We start from the raw sequence: 18,053 nt of genomic DNA, 5'->3' as shown, positions 1-18,053 counted from the left end.
GGGCTGTGCGGTCGGGCTGTGCGGTCGGGCTGTGCGGTCGGGCCGTGCGGTGCGGCTGTGCGGTGGGGCAGCGGGTGGGGCTCCGCCTGTCGCGGACCTGTCGACTGGCTGTTGATCCGGCCGTCGGGCGCGGATGGCCTCGCTCGGCGGGTGGCGGTGCCGCACCATGGGCGGGTGGACAAGGGTGCCCCCGTTCGACTGCTCGTGGTGGACGACGAGCCGCACATCGCGGACCTCGTCGCGACGGTCGCGCGGTACGAGGGCTGGCAGGCGGTGACGGCGGGCAGCGGTGAGGCGGCGCTGCGGGCCGCGGCCGACTTCCGCCCGGACATCGTGGTGCTCGACCTGATGCTCCCGGACGTGGACGGCTTCACCGTGCTGGACCGGCTGCGGTCCGCCGGCGCGATGGTGCCGGTGGTGTTCCTGACCGCCCGTGACGGCACCGCGGACCGGGTCGCGGGCCTCACCCGCGGTGGCGACGACTACCTGGTCAAGCCGTTCTCGGTGGAGGAGCTGATGGCCCGGCTGCGAGCCGTGCTGCGGCGGTCGACCGGGCCGGTGTGGAAGCGATCGGTGCTCAAGGTGTCCGACCTGGTGCTGGACGAGGACACCCGCGAGGTGCGCCGCGGCCACCGGCTCGTCACCCTCACCCCCACCGAGTACGAACTGCTGCGCTACCTGATGCGCCGGTCCCCCGCCGTGCTGACGAAGGCCCAGATCCTCGACCACGTGTGGGAGTACGACTTCGGCGGCCGGTCCAACGTGGTGGAGCTGGTCGTGTCGCACCTGCGGCGCAAGCTGGACGACGGCGGCGAACCGCTGATCCACACCGTCCGCGGCGTGGGGTACGTGCTGCGGCGAGTGGCTGCGTGAGGCGGTTGCGCCTGGGCACGCGCCTGGCGCTGGGGCTGGGCGCGCTCGCGTTGGCGGTGTTCGCGGTCGTCGGCACGGTGATGGCGGAGCGGATGCAGGAGTTCCTGGAACGCCGGCTCGACGCGCAGATGGAGACCACCCAGGTCTCGGTGAAGAAGAACCTCGCCGCCACCGGCACCATCAAGGGCGCCGCCTACGGCTGGTACTCGGTCGTCTACGACGTGCGTGACGGCCGGGCGGTGCCCAGGAACCCCGACGACCAGCCCGCCGACCGCGACGACATGACCGACGTGGCGTTGAAGGTCGACGGGCCGGAGCCGGTGTACTGGACGGACCACCTGAAGGGCGACGGCACGTACCGGCTGCGCGGGTCACCGGTGTCGGACGGCGTCGTGCTGGTCACCGCGGCGCCGATGAACGACATCACCACCACCGTGCGGCAGCTGGTGCTCGTGGAGGTGATCGCGTTCCTGCTGGCGCTGACCGCGTTCGTGGTGATCGGACGGGCGGTGCTGCGGCGCGGGTTGCAGCCGTTGAGCGACATGGCGCGCACGGCGCACGACATCACGTCGCACGACCTGACCGACTCGGCCCGGCTGCCGGTGCGCGCGGAGGGCGGCAGCGGCGGCGTCGAGGTGGAGGAGCTGCGCAGCGCGTTCAACACGATGCTGGACCACATCGACACGTCGCTGGCCGCGCGCACCGCCGCCGAGCAGCGGTTGCGGCGGTTCATCGCGGACGCGTCGCACGAGCTGCGCACGCCGTTGACGTCGATCCGGGGCTACGCGGACCTGTTCCGGTACGCGGCGGCGAACGCGCCGGAGGAACGCGAGGCGCACCTGGAGCGGCTGCGGTCGGAGGCGGCGCGGATGAGCGTGCTGCTGGACGACCTGCTGCTGCTCGCCCGGCTGGACTCGGCGGAGGCGGAGACGCCGCTGCGGGTGGTCGACGGCGACCTCGCGGCGCTGGCGCTGGAGGCCGCGGACGCGTTCCGCGCGGCCCACCCGTCGCGCCCGTTGACGCTGACCGTGCCGGACCGGCCGGTGCGGCTGGGGTTCGACCCGCTGCGGCTGCGCCAGGTGGTGGACAACCTGCTCACGAACGCCGCCGTGCACACGCCGGCGGGCACGTCGGTGTCCCTGTCGGTGTCGGTGGAGCCCCGGTCGGCGGTGCTGCGGGTCGGCGACACCGGTCCCGGCATCCCGGCGGCCGACCAGGCCCGCGTCTTCGACCGGTTCTACCGGGTGGACGACTCGCGCACGCGTGACCGGGGCGGGAGCGGGCTGGGGCTGGCGGTGGCGCACTCGCTGGTCGTCGCGCACGGCGGCGCGGTGGACCTCACCAGCCGCCCCGGCTCGACCGCGGTGACGGTGACCCTGCCGCGCCGGCCGACGAGCGACGGGCCGTGCCCCCACCCCCGCTAGCCGGCGTTCGAGGACTGGGCCCACAGGTCGATGCCCGACTCGACCGCGTGCTCGTCGATCCGCGCCAGCTCGTCGTCCGTGAGTGGTGGGCTGTTCAGGGCGGCCACGTTGGCGTTCAGCTGCTCGACGCTGCTCGCGCCGATGAGCACCGACGTGACGCGCTCGTCCCGCAGCGCCCACGTCAACGCGAGCTGCGCCAACGACTGCCCGCGTGACGACGCGATCCGGTCCAACGCGCGCACGTGCGCCAGGTTGGCCTCGCTCAGCAAGTCTTCCGACAGCGACTTGCCCTGCGTGGCGCGGGAGCCCTCCGGCACGCCGTGCAGGTACTTGTCGGTCAACATGCCCTGCGCGAGCGGCGAGAACGCGATGCAGCCGACGCCCAGCCCGCCGAGCGCGTCCAGCAGGTCGTTCTCGATCCACCGGTTGAGCATCGAGTAGGACGGCTGGTGGATCAGCAGCGGCACGCCCGCCGCGCGCAGCAGCTCGGCCGCCTCACGGGTCTTGCCGGCCGAGTAGGACGAGATGCCGACGTACAGCGCCTTGCCCTGCCGGACCGCGCTGACGAGGGCGCCGACCGTCTCCTCCAGCGGCGTGTCCGGGTCGTAGCGGTGCGAGTAGAAGATGTCGACGTAGTCCAGCCCGAGCCGGGTCAGCGACTGGTCCAGCGACGACAGCAGGTACTTGCGGGAGCCCCACTCGCCGTACGGGCCGGGCCACATGTCGTAGCCCGCCTTCGTGGAGATCACCAGCTCGTCCCGGTGCGGGCGCAGGTCGTCGGCGACCATCCGGCCGAAGTTGACCTCCGCCGAGCCGTAGGGCGGGCCGTAGTTGTTCGCCAGGTCGAAGTGGGTGATGCCGAGGTCGAACGCCCGGCGCACGATCGCCCGCCCCGACGCGTACGGCCGGTCGTCGCCGAAGTTGTGCCACAGGCCGAGCGACACGGCGGGTAGCCGGAGCCCGCTGCGCCCGCAACGGCGGTAGGTCATCCGGTCGTAGCGCGATGCGTCCGGTTGGTAGGCCACATCCCCAGCGTCGCACGCGCTACTGCCGATTGCCGGACAAGGACTCCCGACAAGTTGCTCTTATCGGACCGTACTCGGGACGTGGTTGCGCCATCCGTCTGACATGCGCGAACGACGCTGTTCGGGCATCCGGGCCCCGATGCCCGGCAGCACGAGCGAGAAGAGATCAACGGAATGCGAATTTCGCACAGACGCGGCGCGCTGTTAGCCGTCGCCGTGATGGCTCTCTCCACCGTCCAACTCACCCCCGCCTCGATCGCGGCGCCCGCTCCCGCACCCGCGGCGGCCACCCGCTGCGGTCCGCTCGACGTCGCGTTCGTCCTCGACGACACCGGCAGCATGGGCGGCGCGATCACCAACTTGAAGGCCGGCATCAACTCGATCGTCAGCGACGTGGTCGCCGCGTCGGGCGGCGACTACCAGCTCGGCCTGGTGACGTTCAAGGACAACATCACCGTCCACACCAACCTCGCCGTCGGCAACGCGGCGCCGGTGACCAACTACATCACCAACACGCTCGCCGCCGGTGGCGGCGGCATGGAGCCGGAAGCCTCCGACGAGGCGTTGAACACGGTGGTGAACAACCTGTCGGCCGTCGGACGGCCGCAGAACATCGCCTTCAACGGGGTGTGGCGGTCCAACGCGACGAAGTTCGTCGTGCTGGTCACCGACGCGCGGCCCGGCGGCTTCGACGACGTCCACGCCCCGGTGGACGTGTCGAACGCGGCGACCAGGGCGAACCAGGCGCTGGCGGCCGGGATCAAGATCTCGTCGGTGTACGTGCCGACGTCGTCCGCCAACAGCTCCGTGATCGTCCCGATCATGCAGAACTACGCGACCACGACCGGTGGGGCGTTCGTGCAGGCGTCGGCCAACGGCGCGGGCACGGCGACGGCGATCCAGCAGTTCCTCGCGGACTGCCGGCAGACCGACGTGTTCATGCACGACCAGCCGACGGACACGGGCGTCGAGCCGAACCCGAACGGCTCGGTGTGGCAGAGCCCCGACATCAAGGTGTGCCCGACCCTGGCCGACTGCGCCGGCATCCAGCCGGTCGTGGGCGCGACGAACTACGTCCACGTGCGGCTGCACAACCCCGGCCCGTACGGCAGCGGCACGGGCCTGGGCACGCTCAAGCTCTACCGCACCCCCGCGGGCGGCTCGACGACGTGGGACAACGCCACCAACGGCGACTGGGTCTACATCGGCCAGCAGTCGGTGTCGGTGCCCGCGGGCGTGACCGTGGTCAAGATCCCGTGGAGCAACATCCCCGGGCCCGGCCACTTCTGCCTGCTGGCGCGCTGGGTGTCGGCGACCGACCCGATGACGTTCGCCGAGGGCCCGAACACGGCGCTCAACGCGAAGAACAACAACAACATCGCGTGGCGCAACGTCCAGACCGTGCGCGGCAAGGTGCTGGAGCCGGTGAAGTCCTGGTTCACGCTGGGCAACGCGACCGGCAGGCAGGTCAAGTCCGACCTGCTGATCACCGGCGTGAAGCCGTTGCCGGGCACCGTGGTGATCGACCTCGGCCCGCGCCTGTTCGAGCGCTGGCGCGCCGGTGGCGGCCAAGGCGAGGGCGTGAAGCAGGTCGGCGAGACGCAGGTCCAGGTCGACACGCAACGCGCGGCGCTCCGGGGTCTGCTGATCAACCCGGGTGAGCGCTTCCAGACGGAGCTCACCTTCACGTCCGGAGCGGCGGGCGAGTTCCTGACGCACGTCGTGCAGTCGTTCGAGGGCGAGGACCAAGGGGGCGTCGCCTACGAGGTCCAGATCGACCGCGAGTAGTCCCGCGCCACCGGCAAGTCCTCCACGGTGATCGCGGCCCACGGCCGACGTGGGCCGCGATCACGTGGCGCGGAGCGCTGTGCAAGGATACGTCTTGATCAACTTCACTCCCCTGACCGGCCGTAGCGGCTGGTCAGGGGTTCTTCTGAGCCGGTGAGGGGACTTGAACCCCTAACCTTTCGCTTACAAGGCGAGTGCTCTGCCAATTGAGCTACACCGGCATCGGCCCGAAGACCTGGAACATCGTAAGCGCCCGCAGGGGGTGCCACCTGCGGCGAACGGCCTGCTCGTGGTGGGCTCCCATTGGGCCGTCCGGAGGTCGCGGGTACCGTCCGGGTGGTCCCGGGAACCATTAAAGCCGCTGGCCAGCGATATCAACAGAGCCGAACGCACAGTGATCGATCACCCTTCCCGGGCACCCCTTCCGGGGGTGGCGCATGACACAGCCCCGAATGTGACACGGTCGGCGTGGCGTCCGCGCGAGCAGAGGGAGGTGGCGCCGGGTGCGGCTGTGGCGCAAGCGGCACGAGGACACCGTCCAGGCACGACCCGTCGAAGGACCGTCCCTTCCGGACGACTCGACCGTCCACCTCGTACTCGACCTCGCGCTGCGGGTGGGCGAGGCGCAGATGGCCGGCGGGGCGGGCGCGGACGACGTGACCACCACCATCCTGGCGGTGACGAACGCGTACGGGCTGCCGCACACCGAGGTCGACGTGATCTACACGTCGATCACGGTCGCCTGCCACCGCGGCACGGACGCCGCACCCGTCACGTCCATGCGCGTCGTCCGCAGCCGCAGCGTCGACTACACCCGCCTCGCCGCCGTGGAGCGGCTGGTCCGGCGGATCACCGCAGCCGGCATCTCCGCCCTCGACGCGTACGCCGAGATCGACCGCATCAGCCTCGCCGACCACCCGTACCCGCGCTGGGTGGCGACGCTGGCGTGGGCGGGCATGGCCGCCGCGGTGGCGTTCCTGGTCGGCGGCAGCGCGGTGCTCGCCGTGACGGCGGCCGTCGTCACGGCGCTGATCGACCGGGTCGGGCGGCTGCTCAACCGGCGCGCGCTGCCGTTCTTCTTCCAGCAGGCCGTCGGCGGCGCGCTGGCCACCTCGGTCGCGTTGGCGATGTACTCGACGGACCTGCTGCCGAGCGTGCGGCCGTCCCTGCTCATCGCCACCGGCATCGTGGTGCTGCTGTCCGGCCTGTCGCTGGTCGGCACCGTGCAGGACGCCATCACCGGCTACAACGTCACCGCCGCCGGCCGGACGATGGAAGTCGCGCTGCTCACCGCGGGCCTGATCGCGGGCATCACGCTCACCCTCCGGGCGGGTGTCCAGTTCGGCGTGGCGACCACCATGGCCGACCCGCTGCCCCCGCTGATCTCCGAGGTCCCGATGCAGTTCGCCGCGGGCGCGGCGACGTCCGCCTTCTTCGCCCTCGCCGGCTACGCCCCGCTGCGCGCGCTCCCCACTGCCGCCGCCGCGGGCGCGGTCGGCACCACCACTTACGGGCTCCTCGCGCTCACGGGCATCAACACGGTCACGTGCGCCGCCGCCGCGGCCACCGTCGTGGGGTTCGGCAGCACGATCGTCGGCCGCCGGCTGAGGACGCCGCCGCTGCTGCTCGCCGTGGCCGGCATGGTGCCGCTGCTGCCCGGCTGGACGATCTACCGGGGCCTCTACCAGCTGACCGCCGACGGTGACGCGGCCGGCCTGTCCACGCTCGTGCTGGCCGCCGCCACGGCGCTCGCGCTGGCGGCCGGCGTCGTACTGGGTGAACATCTGGGGCGTCCGGTCCGCACCGGCCTGGGTCGCCTGGCGGCCCGTTCCCGACGATGAACACCTGATCACGTGCTTTCCACGTGAGATGGCCCACCTGACGCACTTTCGTCAAGTCAACACTGTGTGACGGGTCTGACGACAGGGCATCCAGCCTGCGCGTTCCCACTAACCTCGACGGTGGGCGAGACGAATCCCTTAGGAGGCGCTACCCGGTGAGCAGCATTGGCGAGAACGGCGCGGAGTTCCTGGTCGTGGCCAACCGCCTACCGGTTGACCTGGAGCGCCTGCCGGACGGGACGCAGCGCTGGAAGCACAGCCCCGGTGGCCTGGTGACCGCCCTCGAACCGTTCCTGCGCACGCACAAGGGCGCGTGGGTGGGCTGGCCCGGCATCGCGGACGCCGACGTGGACGCGTTCGAGGAGGACGGCCTCCAGCTGCACCCGGTGGCGTTGAGCGCCACCGAGGTCGCCGACTACTACGAGGGCTTCTCCAACGGCACGCTGTGGCCGCTCTACCACGACGTGGTCGCCCCGCCGGCCTTCCACCGGACCTGGTGGAACGCCTACGTGCGGGTGAACCAGCGGTTCGCCGACGTCACCGCGAAGGTCGCCGCGCAGGGCGCCACCGTGTGGGTGCAGGACTACCAGCTGCAACTCGTGCCGGCCATGCTCCGCGAGCTGCGGCCCGACCTGCGGATCGGCTTCTTCCTGCACATCCCGTTCCCGCCGGTGGAGCTGTTCATGCAGCTGCCGTGGCGCACGGAGATCATCCGCGGGCTGCTGGGCGCGGACCTGGTCGGCTTCCACCGGCCCGGCGGCGCGCAGAACTTCCTCTGGCTGGCCCGCCGCCTGGTCGGCCTGGAACCGAGCCGCGGCGCGGTCGGCGTGCGCACCCGTCCCGGCGTGGTCCAGGTCGGCGACCGCACCGTCCGGGTCGGGGCATTTCCGATCTCCATCGACTCGGCCGGACTCGACGCGCTGGCCCGGGACAAAGAAGTGCAAAAGCACGCGAGGCAAATTCGCGAAGACCTCGGGAACCCGAAGAAGATTTTGCTGGGGGTTGATCGGCTCGACTACACCAAAGGCATCGACGTGCGCCTCCGTGCGCTCCACGAACTCCTCGCCGACGGTCGCATCGACCCCGGCGAGGTCACCATGGTCCAACTCGCGACGCCCAGCCGCGAGCGCGTCGAGCACTACAAGAAGATGCGGGGCGAGATCGAGCAGGCGGTCGGCCGGATCAACGGCGAGTTCTCCACCGTCGGCCACCCCGTGGTCCACTACCTGCACCAATCGGTGAACCGGCGCGAGCTGACGGCGTTCATGAGCGCCGCCGACGTGATGGTGGTCACTCCGGTGCGTGACGGGATGAACCTCGTCTGCAAGGAGTACGTCGCCACGCGCTACGACCTCGGCGGCGCGCTGGTGCTCTCCGAGTTCGCCGGTGCCGCGGCCGAACTCACGAGTGCGTTCCTGGTCAATCCGCACGATCTCGACGGAGTCAAGAACGCGCTTGATGCCGCCCTCACGCTGGATCCCGCCGAAGGCCGCCGTAGGATGCGCGCGCTGCGCCGCCAAGTCCTCACGCACGACGTCGACCGCTGGGCTCGATCGTTTCTTGATGCCTTGGGCACGCAGTCCACGATCTGAATCAGTTCAGAGAAGTTATTCCCGACCTGTCCCACCGAGCATTGAGGAGGGGCGTTGACCGCCGAGGCCCTCCCCGCCGAACTTCGCCGTGCGATCGTGCAGCTGGCACGCACACCGCGCCTGCTGGTCGCCTGCGACTACGACGGGACATTGGCTCCGATCGTGGCCAACCCAGAGGACGCCCGTCCGCTGCCCGAGTCGGTGGGCGCGCTGCGCTCGCTGGCCGGTCTGCACGAGACGACGACCGCCGTGATCTCCGGGCGCGCGCTGCGCGACCTGGCGACGCTGTCGCGGCTGCCGTCCGAGGTGCACCTGGTGGGTTCGCACGGATCCGAGTTCGACGTCGGTTTCGTGCACGCGCTGGACGCGGACGCGAGATCACTGCACCGCCGCCTGGAAACCGAGCTTGAAGAGATCGTCGACGGCCGCGAAGGCGTCGGACTGGAGGTCAAACCCGCGAGCATCGCGGTGCACGTGCGACGCGCGGACCAGGCCGTGGGCGAGCAAGTCCTGGCGGCCGTGCGCAACGGTCCGTCGACCTGGGACGGCGTGCAGGTCACCGAGGGCAAGGCCGTGATCGAGCTGGCCGTGGTGCAGACGGACAAGGGCCACGCCCTGGACGTCCTGCGGCACCGCGCGGCGGCGACCGCGGCGGTCTTCGTCGGTGACGACGTGACCGACGAGAAAGCGTTTGCCCGACTCAGCGGGCCGGACGTCGGCATCAAGGTCGGCGACGGCGAGACCCTGGCCGAGTACCACGTCGACGAGAGCGTCGACGTTGCCACCGTGCTGGCGTTCCTGCTGGAGGAACGGCGGGCGTGGCTGCACGGCGACCAGGCCGTGCCGATCGAGCGGCTCACCATGCTCGCCAACGAGCGCTCGGTGGCGCTGCTCACCCCCGACGCCCGGCTGAACTGGCTGTGCCACCCGGAGCCGGACTCGGCGGCGGTGTTCGCCGACCTGCTCGGCGGACCGGCCGCGGGCCACTTCTCGATCAAGCCGGAGCACGGCTCGCTGCCCCTGGGCCAGCGGTACGTGCCGGGCACGATGGTCGTGGAGACCCGCTGGTCGCGGCTGCTGGTCACGGACTACCTGGACCACGAGCTGGCCTCGCACCGCACCGACCTGGTGCGGCGCATCTCCGGCTCCACCAACGCGGTGATCACGTTCGCGCCGCGGCCGGAGTTCGGCCAGGTGCCGGTGCGGCTGCTGCGCGAGCGCGACGGCCTGCGGGTCGTCGGCACGTCGGACCCGATGGTGCTGCGCTCGCCGGGCGTCGACTGGCAGATCACGTCCGACGGCATCCAGGAGACGGCGACCGCCGTGGTGTGCCCCCGCGAGGGCGCGCCGATCCTGCTGGAGCTGCGCTGCGGCACGGACGACCTGTCCGAGGCCACCCTGGGCGAGCCCGAGCGGCGCGCGCGGGCCGGCGCGTTCTGGTCGGACTGGGCGGCGACGCTGAAGCTGCCCCGGGTCGAGTCGGACCTGGTGCTGCGGTCGGCGTTGACGTTGAAGGGCCTGGTGCACCACGACACCGGCGCGATCATGGCCGCCGCCACCACCTCGCTGCCCGAGGAGCTGGGCGGCATCCGGAACTGGGACTACCGGTACTGCTGGCTGCGCGACGCGGCGCTGACCGCACAGGCCCTGGTGTCGGTCGGGTCGCTCGGCGAGGCGGAGGCGTTCCTGGGGTGGGTGCACGGGGTCCTGGCGACCCTGCCCGGCCCGGAGCGGCTGCACCCGCTGTACACGTTGCAGGGCACCATGCTGGGCGCCGAGGCCGTCATCGACACGCTGCCCGGGTACGCCGGGTCGCGGCCGGTGCGCGTCGGCAACCTGGCGAACCAGCAGGTGCAGCTGGACGTGTTCGGCCCCGTGGTGGACCTGGTCGTGCTGCTGGCCGACGCGCGCGGTTCGCTGACCGACCAGGACTGGCGGATGGTGCAGGCGATGGCCGAGGCGGTCGCCCGCCGGTGGCACGAGCCCGACCACGGCATCTGGGAGGAGCGCCACGCTCCCCGTCACCACGTGTACTCGAAGGTGATGTGCTGGGTGACCCTCGACCGGGCGGTGCGGCTGGCCGAGACGTACGGCCGGGACGTCGACCCGTCGTGGCCGGTGCTGCGCGACACGATCTCCACCGACGTGCTCAAGCACGGGTGGAGCGACGAAGCGCAGTCCTTCACCACGGCGTACGACGGTGACGACCTGGACGCGGCGTCGCTGCACGTCGGGCTGTCGGGTCTGATCGACCCGACGGACGACCGCTTCCAGGCCACGGTGACCGCGATCGAGGCGGAACTGCGGTCGGGGTCGACGGTGTACCGGTACCGGCGTGACGACGGCCTGCCGGGCGACGAGGGCGGCTTCCACCTGTGCGCGGCGTGGATGATCGAGTCCTACCTGCTCACCGGGCGGCGCACCGAGGCCGAGGAGCTGTTCGCGCAGATGGTGGACGCGGCCGGGCCCACCGGTCTGCTGCCCGAGGAGTACGACCCGATCGCGGAGCGCTCCCTGGGCAACCACCCGCAGGCGTACAGCCACCTGGGCCTGATCCGCTGCGCCCAGCTGCTGGCGTCGACTTCGGTCGCGGCGGTGGCCACCGTGTAGTGCTCTTGTCGTGCCGCTTGTGCTGCCGCGCCCGGTTCCCCGGCTTTGGGGGACCGGGCGCGGTGCTTACTCGTTGGCGCTTACTCGTTGGCGCTCACTTGATGAGCTTGAGCAGCTGCAGCGCCTCCAGCAGGTCCTGCGCGACGAGCGCCCGCGTCTCCGGGGGCAGCGGCCCGGCGTCGGGCGGGACCAGGGCCTTGGTGTAGCCGAGCCGGGCGGCCTCGCTGAGGCGGCGGCCGACGCCGCTGACGCGGCGCAGCTCACCGGACAGCCCGACTTCGCCGACGACGACGAGGTCGTGCGGCAGCGGCAGGTCCGTGGCGGCCGAGGCGACCGCCAACGCCACCGCCAGGTCGACGGCGGGTTCGGTGAGCCGCATCCCGCCGACGGTGGCGGTGAAGATGTCCTTGTTGCCCAACGGGACCTTGCCGCGCTTCTCCAGCACCGCGAGCACCATCGCCAGCCGGGCCGAGTCGAGCCCGCTCACCGCGCGCCGCGGTGCGGGCAGGGCCGTGGGCGCGACCAGCGCCTGCACCTCGCCCAGCATCGGCCGCTTGCCCTCCACGACGACGGTGACGGCCGTGCCGGACACCGCCTGGTCGCGGCGGTGCAGGAACAGCCCGGACGGGTCGGCGACGCCCGCGATGCCGTCGTCGCGCAGCTCGAAGCAGCCGACCTCGTCGGCCGGCCCGAACCGGTTCTTCACGCCGCGCAGCAGGCGGAGGCTGGAGTGCCGGTCGCCCTCGAACTGGAGGACGACGTCCACCAGGTGCTCCAGCACGCGTGGGCCGGCGACCGAGCCGTCCTTGGTCACGTGGCCGACCAGGACGACCGGCAACCCGCGTTCCTTGGCGACCGCGATCAGGCCGGACGTGACGGCGCGGACCTGGCTGACGCCACCCGGCACGCCGTCGACGACGGGTGAGGACATGGTCTGGACGGAGTCCACGATCAGCATGCTCGGCTTGACCGCGTCGACCTGGCCGAGGACGGCGGAGATGTCGCTCTCGGCGGCCAGGAAGATCTCGTCGTGCAGGTTGCCGGTCCGGTCGGCGCGCAGCCGGACCTGGCCCGCCGACTCCTCACCGGTGACGTAGAGGCAGCGGCCGACGGACGACGCCCACTGGTGCGCGACCTCCAGCAGCAAGGTCGACTTGCCCACGCCGGGCTCACCCGCCAGCAGGACGACGGCGCCCGGCACGAGCCCGCCGCCGAGCACCCGGTCCAACTCGCCGACGCCGGTGGACACGGCCCGCGCGGTTTCCACGTCGACCTGGGCGATCGGCCGGGCCTCACTGCTCGGCGTGCCCGCCAGGAACCGAGGCGCGGCCGAGACGCCGCGCTCCTCCACCGTGCCCCAGGCCTGGCACTCCGGGCACCGCCCGACCCACTTCCCGACCTCGTGCCCGCACTCGGCACACCGGTACGTCGGCCTGGCCACCCGTGCTGTCTTCGCCACGCCGCGCAGGCTATCCGCCGCCACCGACAACCCGGCGGGAAGATCAGGCCGGCACGCCGCCGGCCCCGGGTCTCACCGGGGCCGCGCGCCTCAGTGCTCGGCGGGCGCGTCCTGGCGCGGTTCCGAGGTGGCGCCGATCGGCAGGTCCAGCGTGACCTCGCCCGCGTTCTGGAAGAGGAACGTGACCCGGATCGTCTCGCCCGGCCGGAGCTTCTTCTTCAGGCCCTTCAGCACGATCTTCACCACGCCCGGCTCGGACGGGTCCGCCGACGACGGCAGCTTGGTCGACGACGTCGGCGGCTGCGAGATCGACGTGCCGTGGTCGTCCGAGGACGGCGCGGCCGAGCTGGTGCCGGACGCCGCCGAGCCCGTGGTCGTCGCGGTCGCCGAGGCGGAGCCGGAGTCGGATGCGGACGCGGTCGCCGAGCCGGAGACCGAGGCGGAACCGGACACGGACGGCGTGGTGGTCGCGGTCACCGAACCGGACGCCGACGGCTTGGCCGTCGTCGTGGTCGCGTGGCTGCCCGCGTCGTGCTCGTCCGCCTCGCCGAGGATCGCCGACGAGCTCTCCAGCACCGCGTCACCGGTGATCTCACCCTGTGACGCCGCGTCGCTGGACACGGCCATCAGCTTGTCCGGGCTGGTGCCGTTGTTGGCGATCACGACCATGACCGGGGCGTCGTCGCCCTCTTCGTAGTAGCCGTGCGCCGCCGGGAACAGCAGCTGCGCGTCGCGGACGGTGATGTCGCCCGCCTGGCCCTGTGCCCCGTTGACAACGGCCACCTGGGTGTCCGTCTGGGTGACCTGACCTGCGCTGCAACCCGCTGCGGCCAAGCCGAGGCCCGTTGCCAGAGCGGCCACGACCGCCAGGCGGCGCGACGCTGGGGACTTCTGGAGTGCGCGACCCACGGCTGTTCGGATCCTTCCCGGTGTGCTGACGAGGCGGGTCGTACCCGGTAGTAGCGGGTACGACCACCAGTGGTGGAGCCTAACGGGGTGCCGTCGGACCTGCGGCATGCGGTGCCCCACACCCGCTCCACACCAACCCCCGCGCCCACCCCGGACCCGACCCGCGCCCACTCCACACCGCGCCGAACCCGACCCGCGCCAGCCTCCGCGCCAACCTCCGCGCCAACCCCGAACGCGACCCGCGCCCGCCCCACGGACCCGCGCCGAACCCGACCCGCGTCAACCCCGGACCCGCCCCGCGTCCACTCCGATCCCGCGCCGAACCCGACCCGCGCGATCCCCGGGTCCGACCCCGAACCCAACCCGTGCCGACCCTCGGACCCGACCCTGACCCGAGCCGCGCCCGACCCTCGGACCCGAGCCTGACCCGAGCCGCGCCCGACCCCCGATCCGGTCCCCCGCACCGCCCCCGCCGCACCCGCACCGCCCCGACGCCGTCGCGCGCGCGTCACGCGAAGGTCCCACGCGCGTCCACAGTGGAGCAAGATCGACCACCGCTGTTGCATGCGACCGGGTGATTTGTCAACCCCCCACGTGGCGCTGACCAGGGCGAACTGATCTCAACAGGCCGGAGAGGGGATTGCTCGGCGTGTTAGGATGGGGTTAGCGAAAGGGGCAGAGGACACATGGTTTTCAAGGTCGGAGAGACCGTCGTCTACCCGCACCACGGTGCCGCTCTCATCGAAGCAATCGAGACCCGTGTGATCAAGGGCGAGGAGAAGAAGTACCTCGTTCTCAAGGTTGCCCAGGGCGACCTCACGGTTCGCGTCCCCGCCGACAACGCCGAGATCGTGGGCGTTCGTGACGTCGTCGGCCAGGAGGGTCTTGACAAGGTCTTCGAGGTCTTGCGTGCTCCCCACACGGAGGAGCCGACCAACTGGTCCCGGCGGTACAAGGCCAACCTCGAGAAGCTCGCGTCCGGTGACGTGAACAAGGTGGCCGAAGTGGTGCGCGACCTCTGGCGGCGCGAGAAGGATCGCGGACTGTCCGCTGGTGAGAAGCGGATGCTGGCGAAGGCTCGACAGATACTGGTTAGCGAACTGGCGCTGGCCGAGGGCACCGACGAGGACAAGGCTGAGGTCCTCCTCGACGAGGTCCTGGCTACCGCGTCCTGATCGTCCACCCGACACACGGAATCCGCGAACATGAGTGTGGTCGCGCTCGTGCCCGCGGCGGGCCGGGGTGAGCGGTTGGGCTATGGCATGCCCAAGGCGCTCGTGCCGGTCGACGGCGTTCCGCTGCTCGTGCGTGCGGTGCGCGGCCTGTTGGACTCGGGCTGCGTTCAGCACGTGGTGATCGCCGCGCCCCCGTCCGACGTGGACGTCGTGCGAGACATTGTGAACACAGTCACCGCCCCGTCGGCCCCAGCCGGCGGGGCGGTGCACGTCGTGGCCGGTGGTGCCGAGCGGTCCGATTCGGTGCGCCTGGCGTTGGCCCACGCGCTGAGTGAGATGCCCGACACGACGATCGTCCTGGTGCACGACGCGGCCCGCGCGTTCACCCCGCCCTCCGTGGTCAAGGCCGTCGTGGACGCCGTCGCCGCGGGCAACCCGGCGGTCATCCCGGTCCTGCCGCTGGCGGACACGGTGAAGCAGGTCGACGACGACGGCGTGGTGGTCGCCACACCCGACCGGGCTTCGCTGCGGATCGTCCAGACACCCCAGGGCTTCGACGCGGCCGTCCTGCTGCGCGCGCACCGGTCGGGTCTGCACGCGACGGACGACGCGGGCCTGGTGGAACGGCTCGGCGTGCCGGTCGTCACGGTCGCCGGCCACCAGGACGCCATGAAGATCACCACGAAGTTCGACCTGGCGGTCGCCGAGGCGGTCCTGGCCAAGACCGGAGGAGCACCGTGATCCCCAGGGTGGGCATCGGCACCGACGTGCACCAAGTGGAACAGGGCCGCGAGTGCTGGCTGGCCGGCCTCCGCTGGGACGACGTGGACGGGTGCGCCGGGCACTCGGACGGCGACGTGGCCGCGCACGCCCTGTGCGACGCGCTGCTGTCCGCCGCCGGCCTGGGCGACCTGGGCGCCGTGTTCGGCACGAGCGACCCGCGGTGGTCCGGGCGGCACGGCGTCGAATTCCTGGCCGAGGCACGTCGACTGGTCGAGGAGGCCGGCTACCGGGTCGGCAACGCCGCCGTCCAGGTCATCGGCAACTCCCCCAAGATCGGCACGCGCCGCGACGAGGCGCAGAAGGTGCTGTCCGAGGCGGTCGGCGGTCCGGTGTCGATCAGCGGCACGACGTCCGACGGGCTCGGTCTGACCGGTCGCGGTGAGGGCATCGCCGCCGTCGCGACCGCGCTCCTCGTGCCGCGGTCCTGATCTACGTCGCGGTGGTTCGGCCATCCCGGTGAGCCTGGTCTCGGTTCACCGGCATCACGGGATTTCCGCTCCGCCGACCCCGTAGCGTGCGTTCGGTGACGATCCGCGCCGTCCTCTTCGACTTCTCCGGCACCCTGTTCCGCTTGGAGCACGACACGCTGGCCGCCCACGCCGGGCTGATGCGGGCGCTCACCGCGCCCGTGGGCCTCGACCCGGAGCTGGAGATCGACCCGGAGCAGTGGGAACGCCGCGACCTCGACCCCGACGCGCACCGTGAGATGCACCTCGCGGTCCTCGCGAAGGCGGGCGCGAAGGACCCGGCGCGGTTCTACGCCGACCTGTGCAGCCCGCCGTTCTGGCAGCCGTACCCGGACACCGCGCAGGCCCTCGGCACCGAGCTGCCCACCGCGGTCGTCAGCAACATCGCCTGGGACATCCGCGCCGTCTTCGCACGTCACGGCGTCGAGAACCGGGTGGACGAGTACGTGCTCTCCTACCAGGAGGGCTTCATCAAGCCGGACCCGAAGCTGTTCCGCATCGCGTGCGACCGGCTGGGCGTGCACCCGACCGAGGCGCTGATGATCGGCGACAGCGTCGAGGCCGACGGCGGCGCGGCGGCGATCGGGTGCGCGGTGGAGATCGTCGAGCCGCACCCGACGGGCAGCCGGCCCGAGGCTCTGCTGCAGGTGCTCCGCAAGCACATCTGACCGGGCGACTCAACCCCGGCTGGTCACCGCCCGTACCATCTTCACGTGAGCCTCCACCTCTTCGACACCGCGACCCGGTCCATGCGGGAGTTCGTCCCGCAGGTCAGCGGAACGGCGTCGATCTACGTCTGTGGGGCCACGGTGCAGGGCGTTCCGCACATCGGGCACGTGCGCAGCGGCCTCAACTTCGACGTCCTGCGCCGCTGGTTGGCGCGGGACGGCTCGACCGTGCACCTGGTGCGCAACGTCACGGACGTCGACGACAAGATCGTCACCAAGGCCGCCGCGAACGACGTCGAGTGGTGGGAGTGGGCGTACCAGCACGAGCGGGCGTTCGACCACGCCTACGAGGTGCTGGGCTGCCTGCCCGCGTCCTACTCGCCGCGCGCGACCGGGCACGTCACGCAGATGGTCGAGCTGATGGACCGGCTGATCGGGAAGGGCCACGCGTACGCGTCCGACGGTGACGTGTACTTCTCGGTCAAGTCGTTCCCCGAGTACGGCGCGCTGTCCGGGCAGAAGCCGGACGAGGTGCACCAGGGCGAGTCCGCCGCGACCGGCAAGCGCGACCCGCGCGACTTCACGCTGTGGAAGGCGGCGAAGCCGGGCGAGCCGTCGTGGCCGACGCCGTGGGGTCCCGGTCGGCCGGGCTGGCACCTGGAGTGCTCGGCGATGGCGACCGCCTACCTCGGTGGCACGTTCGACATCCACGGCGGCGGCATCGACCTGATCTTCCCGCACCACGAGAACGAGCAGGCGCAGTCGCGGGCCGCCGGCGACGGGTTCGCCCGGTACTGGATGCACAACGCGTGGGTCACGCTCAGCGGCGAGAAGATGTCGAAGTCACTGGGCAACACGGTGGCGATCCCGACGATGCTGGAACGGGTGCGCGCGCCCGAACTCCGGTACTACCTGGTGGGGCCGCACTACCGGTCGAACATCGAGTACTCCCCCGAGGCGTTGGACGAGTCGGTGTCCGCGTACCGGCGGATCGAGTCGTTCCTGCGGCGCGTGGTCGAGCGCACCGGGGCCGTCGGGGCGGAGGGCGAGATGTCGCCCGCGTTCGTGGCGGCGATGGACGACGACATCAGCACGCCGGGCGCGTTGGCCGCCATCCACAAGCGGCTGCGCGAGGGCAACACCGCGCTGGAGTCCGGTGACGACGTGGACGCGCGTGCCGCGGCCGAGTCGGTGCGGGCGATGACCGCGGTGCTCGGGCTGGACCCGTTGTCGCCGCAGTGGCACGACGCCGAGGCGGGTGGCGCGGGCAGACGCGCGTTGGGCGTGCTGGTGGAGCGGCTGCTGGAAGAGCGGTCGCAGGCCCGAAAGGACAGGGACTTCGCGCGCGCGGACGTGCTGCGCGATCACCTGCTCCTGGCCGGTATCGCCGTCGAGGACACCCCCGACGGTCCGTTGTGGACTTTGAAGGACGACTGAGC

14 protein-coding genes and 1 tRNA gene are annotated in these 18,053 nt (G+C 71.6%); 11 read left to right on the top strand and 4 right to left on the bottom strand.

Annotated elements, in window-relative coordinates; translation table 11 throughout:
- Positions 1-174: 174 nt before the first annotated feature.
- Together OQ02_RS32860 and OQ02_RS32855 are read left to right on the top strand one after the other, a co-directional pair.
- The gene (locus OQ02_RS32860; RefSeq protein ID WP_033442544.1) at positions 175-873 is read left to right on the top strand and encodes a response regulator transcription factor; all 699 of its coding nucleotides are present in this window, start codon (positions 175-177) and stop codon (positions 871-873) included.
- Entirely contained in the window at positions 870-2,297 is a 1,428-nt protein-coding gene (locus OQ02_RS32855) for a sensor histidine kinase (RefSeq protein WP_033442543.1), read from the top strand. The genes OQ02_RS32860 and OQ02_RS32855 overlap by 4 nt, the downstream gene beginning before the upstream one ends.
- Here OQ02_RS32855 and mgrA read toward each other — a convergent pair.
- A complete protein-coding gene (mgrA, locus tag OQ02_RS32850) occupies positions 2,294-3,322 on the bottom strand; it encodes an L-glyceraldehyde 3-phosphate reductase (protein ID WP_033442542.1) in 1,029 nt (342 codons plus the stop codon). The two genes, OQ02_RS32855 and mgrA, sit on opposite strands and share 4 nt — an antisense overlap.
- 219 nt (positions 3,323-3,541) lie before the next feature.
- Here mgrA and OQ02_RS32845 point away from each other — a divergent pair, with 219 nt between their 5' ends.
- Entirely contained in the window at positions 3,542-5,110 is a 1,569-nt protein-coding gene (locus OQ02_RS32845; protein WP_231500327.1) for a vWA domain-containing protein, read from the top strand.
- 148 nt (positions 5,111-5,258) lie between these two features.
- On the opposite strand, the gene OQ02_RS32840 is transcribed toward OQ02_RS32845, so the two are convergent.
- Positions 5,259-5,331: transfer RNA gene (locus OQ02_RS32840), tRNA-Thr, on the bottom strand.
- 282 nt (positions 5,332-5,613) lie between these two features.
- On the opposite strand from OQ02_RS32840, the gene OQ02_RS32835 reads away from it, so the two are divergent.
- The 3 genes from OQ02_RS32835 to otsB all read left to right on the top strand — a co-directional run bounded on the left by OQ02_RS32835 (position 5,614) and on the right by otsB (position 11,153).
- Positions 5,614-6,951, top strand: a complete 1,338-nt coding sequence (locus tag OQ02_RS32835) for a threonine/serine ThrE exporter family protein (RefSeq protein ID WP_051773082.1) — start codon at positions 5,614-5,616, stop codon at positions 6,949-6,951.
- 155 nt (positions 6,952-7,106) lie between these two features.
- Entirely contained in the window at positions 7,107-8,543 is a 1,437-nt protein-coding gene (locus tag OQ02_RS32830) for an alpha,alpha-trehalose-phosphate synthase (UDP-forming) (RefSeq protein ID WP_033442540.1), read from the top strand.
- Between the two features lie 54 nt (positions 8,544-8,597).
- Positions 8,598-11,153: a trehalose-phosphatase gene (gene otsB, locus OQ02_RS32825; RefSeq protein WP_033442539.1), complete on the top strand. Its 2,556-nt coding sequence runs from the start codon at positions 8,598-8,600 to the stop codon at positions 11,151-11,153.
- A gap of 94 nt (positions 11,154-11,247) precedes the next feature.
- On the opposite strand, the gene radA is transcribed toward otsB, so the two are convergent.
- Entirely contained in the window at positions 11,248-12,612 is a 1,365-nt protein-coding gene (radA, locus tag OQ02_RS32820; protein ID WP_081916106.1) for a DNA repair protein RadA, read from the bottom strand.
- 90 nt (positions 12,613-12,702) lie between these two features.
- Positions 12,703-13,395 carry a hypothetical protein gene (locus OQ02_RS44345; RefSeq protein WP_033442537.1) on the bottom strand — a complete coding sequence of 231 codons (693 nt, stop codon included), beginning with the start codon at positions 13,393-13,395 and terminating at the stop codon, positions 12,703-12,705.
- 812 nt (positions 13,396-14,207) lie between these two features.
- Between OQ02_RS44345 and OQ02_RS32810 the strand changes: the two genes are divergently transcribed.
- From OQ02_RS32810 to cysS, 5 genes are all read left to right on the top strand, one after another.
- Entirely contained in the window at positions 14,208-14,696 is a 489-nt protein-coding gene (locus tag OQ02_RS32810) for a CarD family transcriptional regulator (RefSeq protein ID WP_012782996.1), read from the top strand.
- Between the two features lie 30 nt (positions 14,697-14,726).
- Positions 14,727-15,437, top strand: coding sequence for a 2-C-methyl-D-erythritol 4-phosphate cytidylyltransferase (ispD, locus tag OQ02_RS32805; RefSeq protein WP_033442536.1), 711 nt, complete (start codon positions 14,727-14,729; stop codon positions 15,435-15,437).
- Positions 15,434-15,907, top strand: coding sequence for a 2-C-methyl-D-erythritol 2,4-cyclodiphosphate synthase (gene ispF, locus OQ02_RS32800; RefSeq protein ID WP_231500326.1), 474 nt, complete (start codon positions 15,434-15,436; stop codon positions 15,905-15,907). Before ispD ends, ispF begins: the two co-directional genes overlap by 4 nt.
- A 95-nt stretch (positions 15,908-16,002) precedes the next feature.
- Positions 16,003-16,614 (top strand): HAD family hydrolase, encoded by a 612-nt coding sequence (locus tag OQ02_RS32795; protein ID WP_033442586.1) that lies wholly within the window; start codon positions 16,003-16,005, stop codon positions 16,612-16,614.
- Between the two features lie 45 nt (positions 16,615-16,659).
- Positions 16,660-18,051 (top strand): cysteine--tRNA ligase, encoded by a 1,392-nt coding sequence (gene cysS / locus OQ02_RS32790; protein WP_033442535.1) that lies wholly within the window; start codon positions 16,660-16,662, stop codon positions 18,049-18,051.
- Positions 18,052-18,053: the final 2 nt, after the last annotated feature.

Source organism: Saccharothrix sp. NRRL B-16314, assembly GCF_000716595.1.
Lineage (GTDB): Bacteria > Actinomycetota > Actinomycetes > Mycobacteriales > Pseudonocardiaceae > Actinosynnema.
This window is presented reverse-complemented; position numbering and strand designations above follow the sequence as displayed.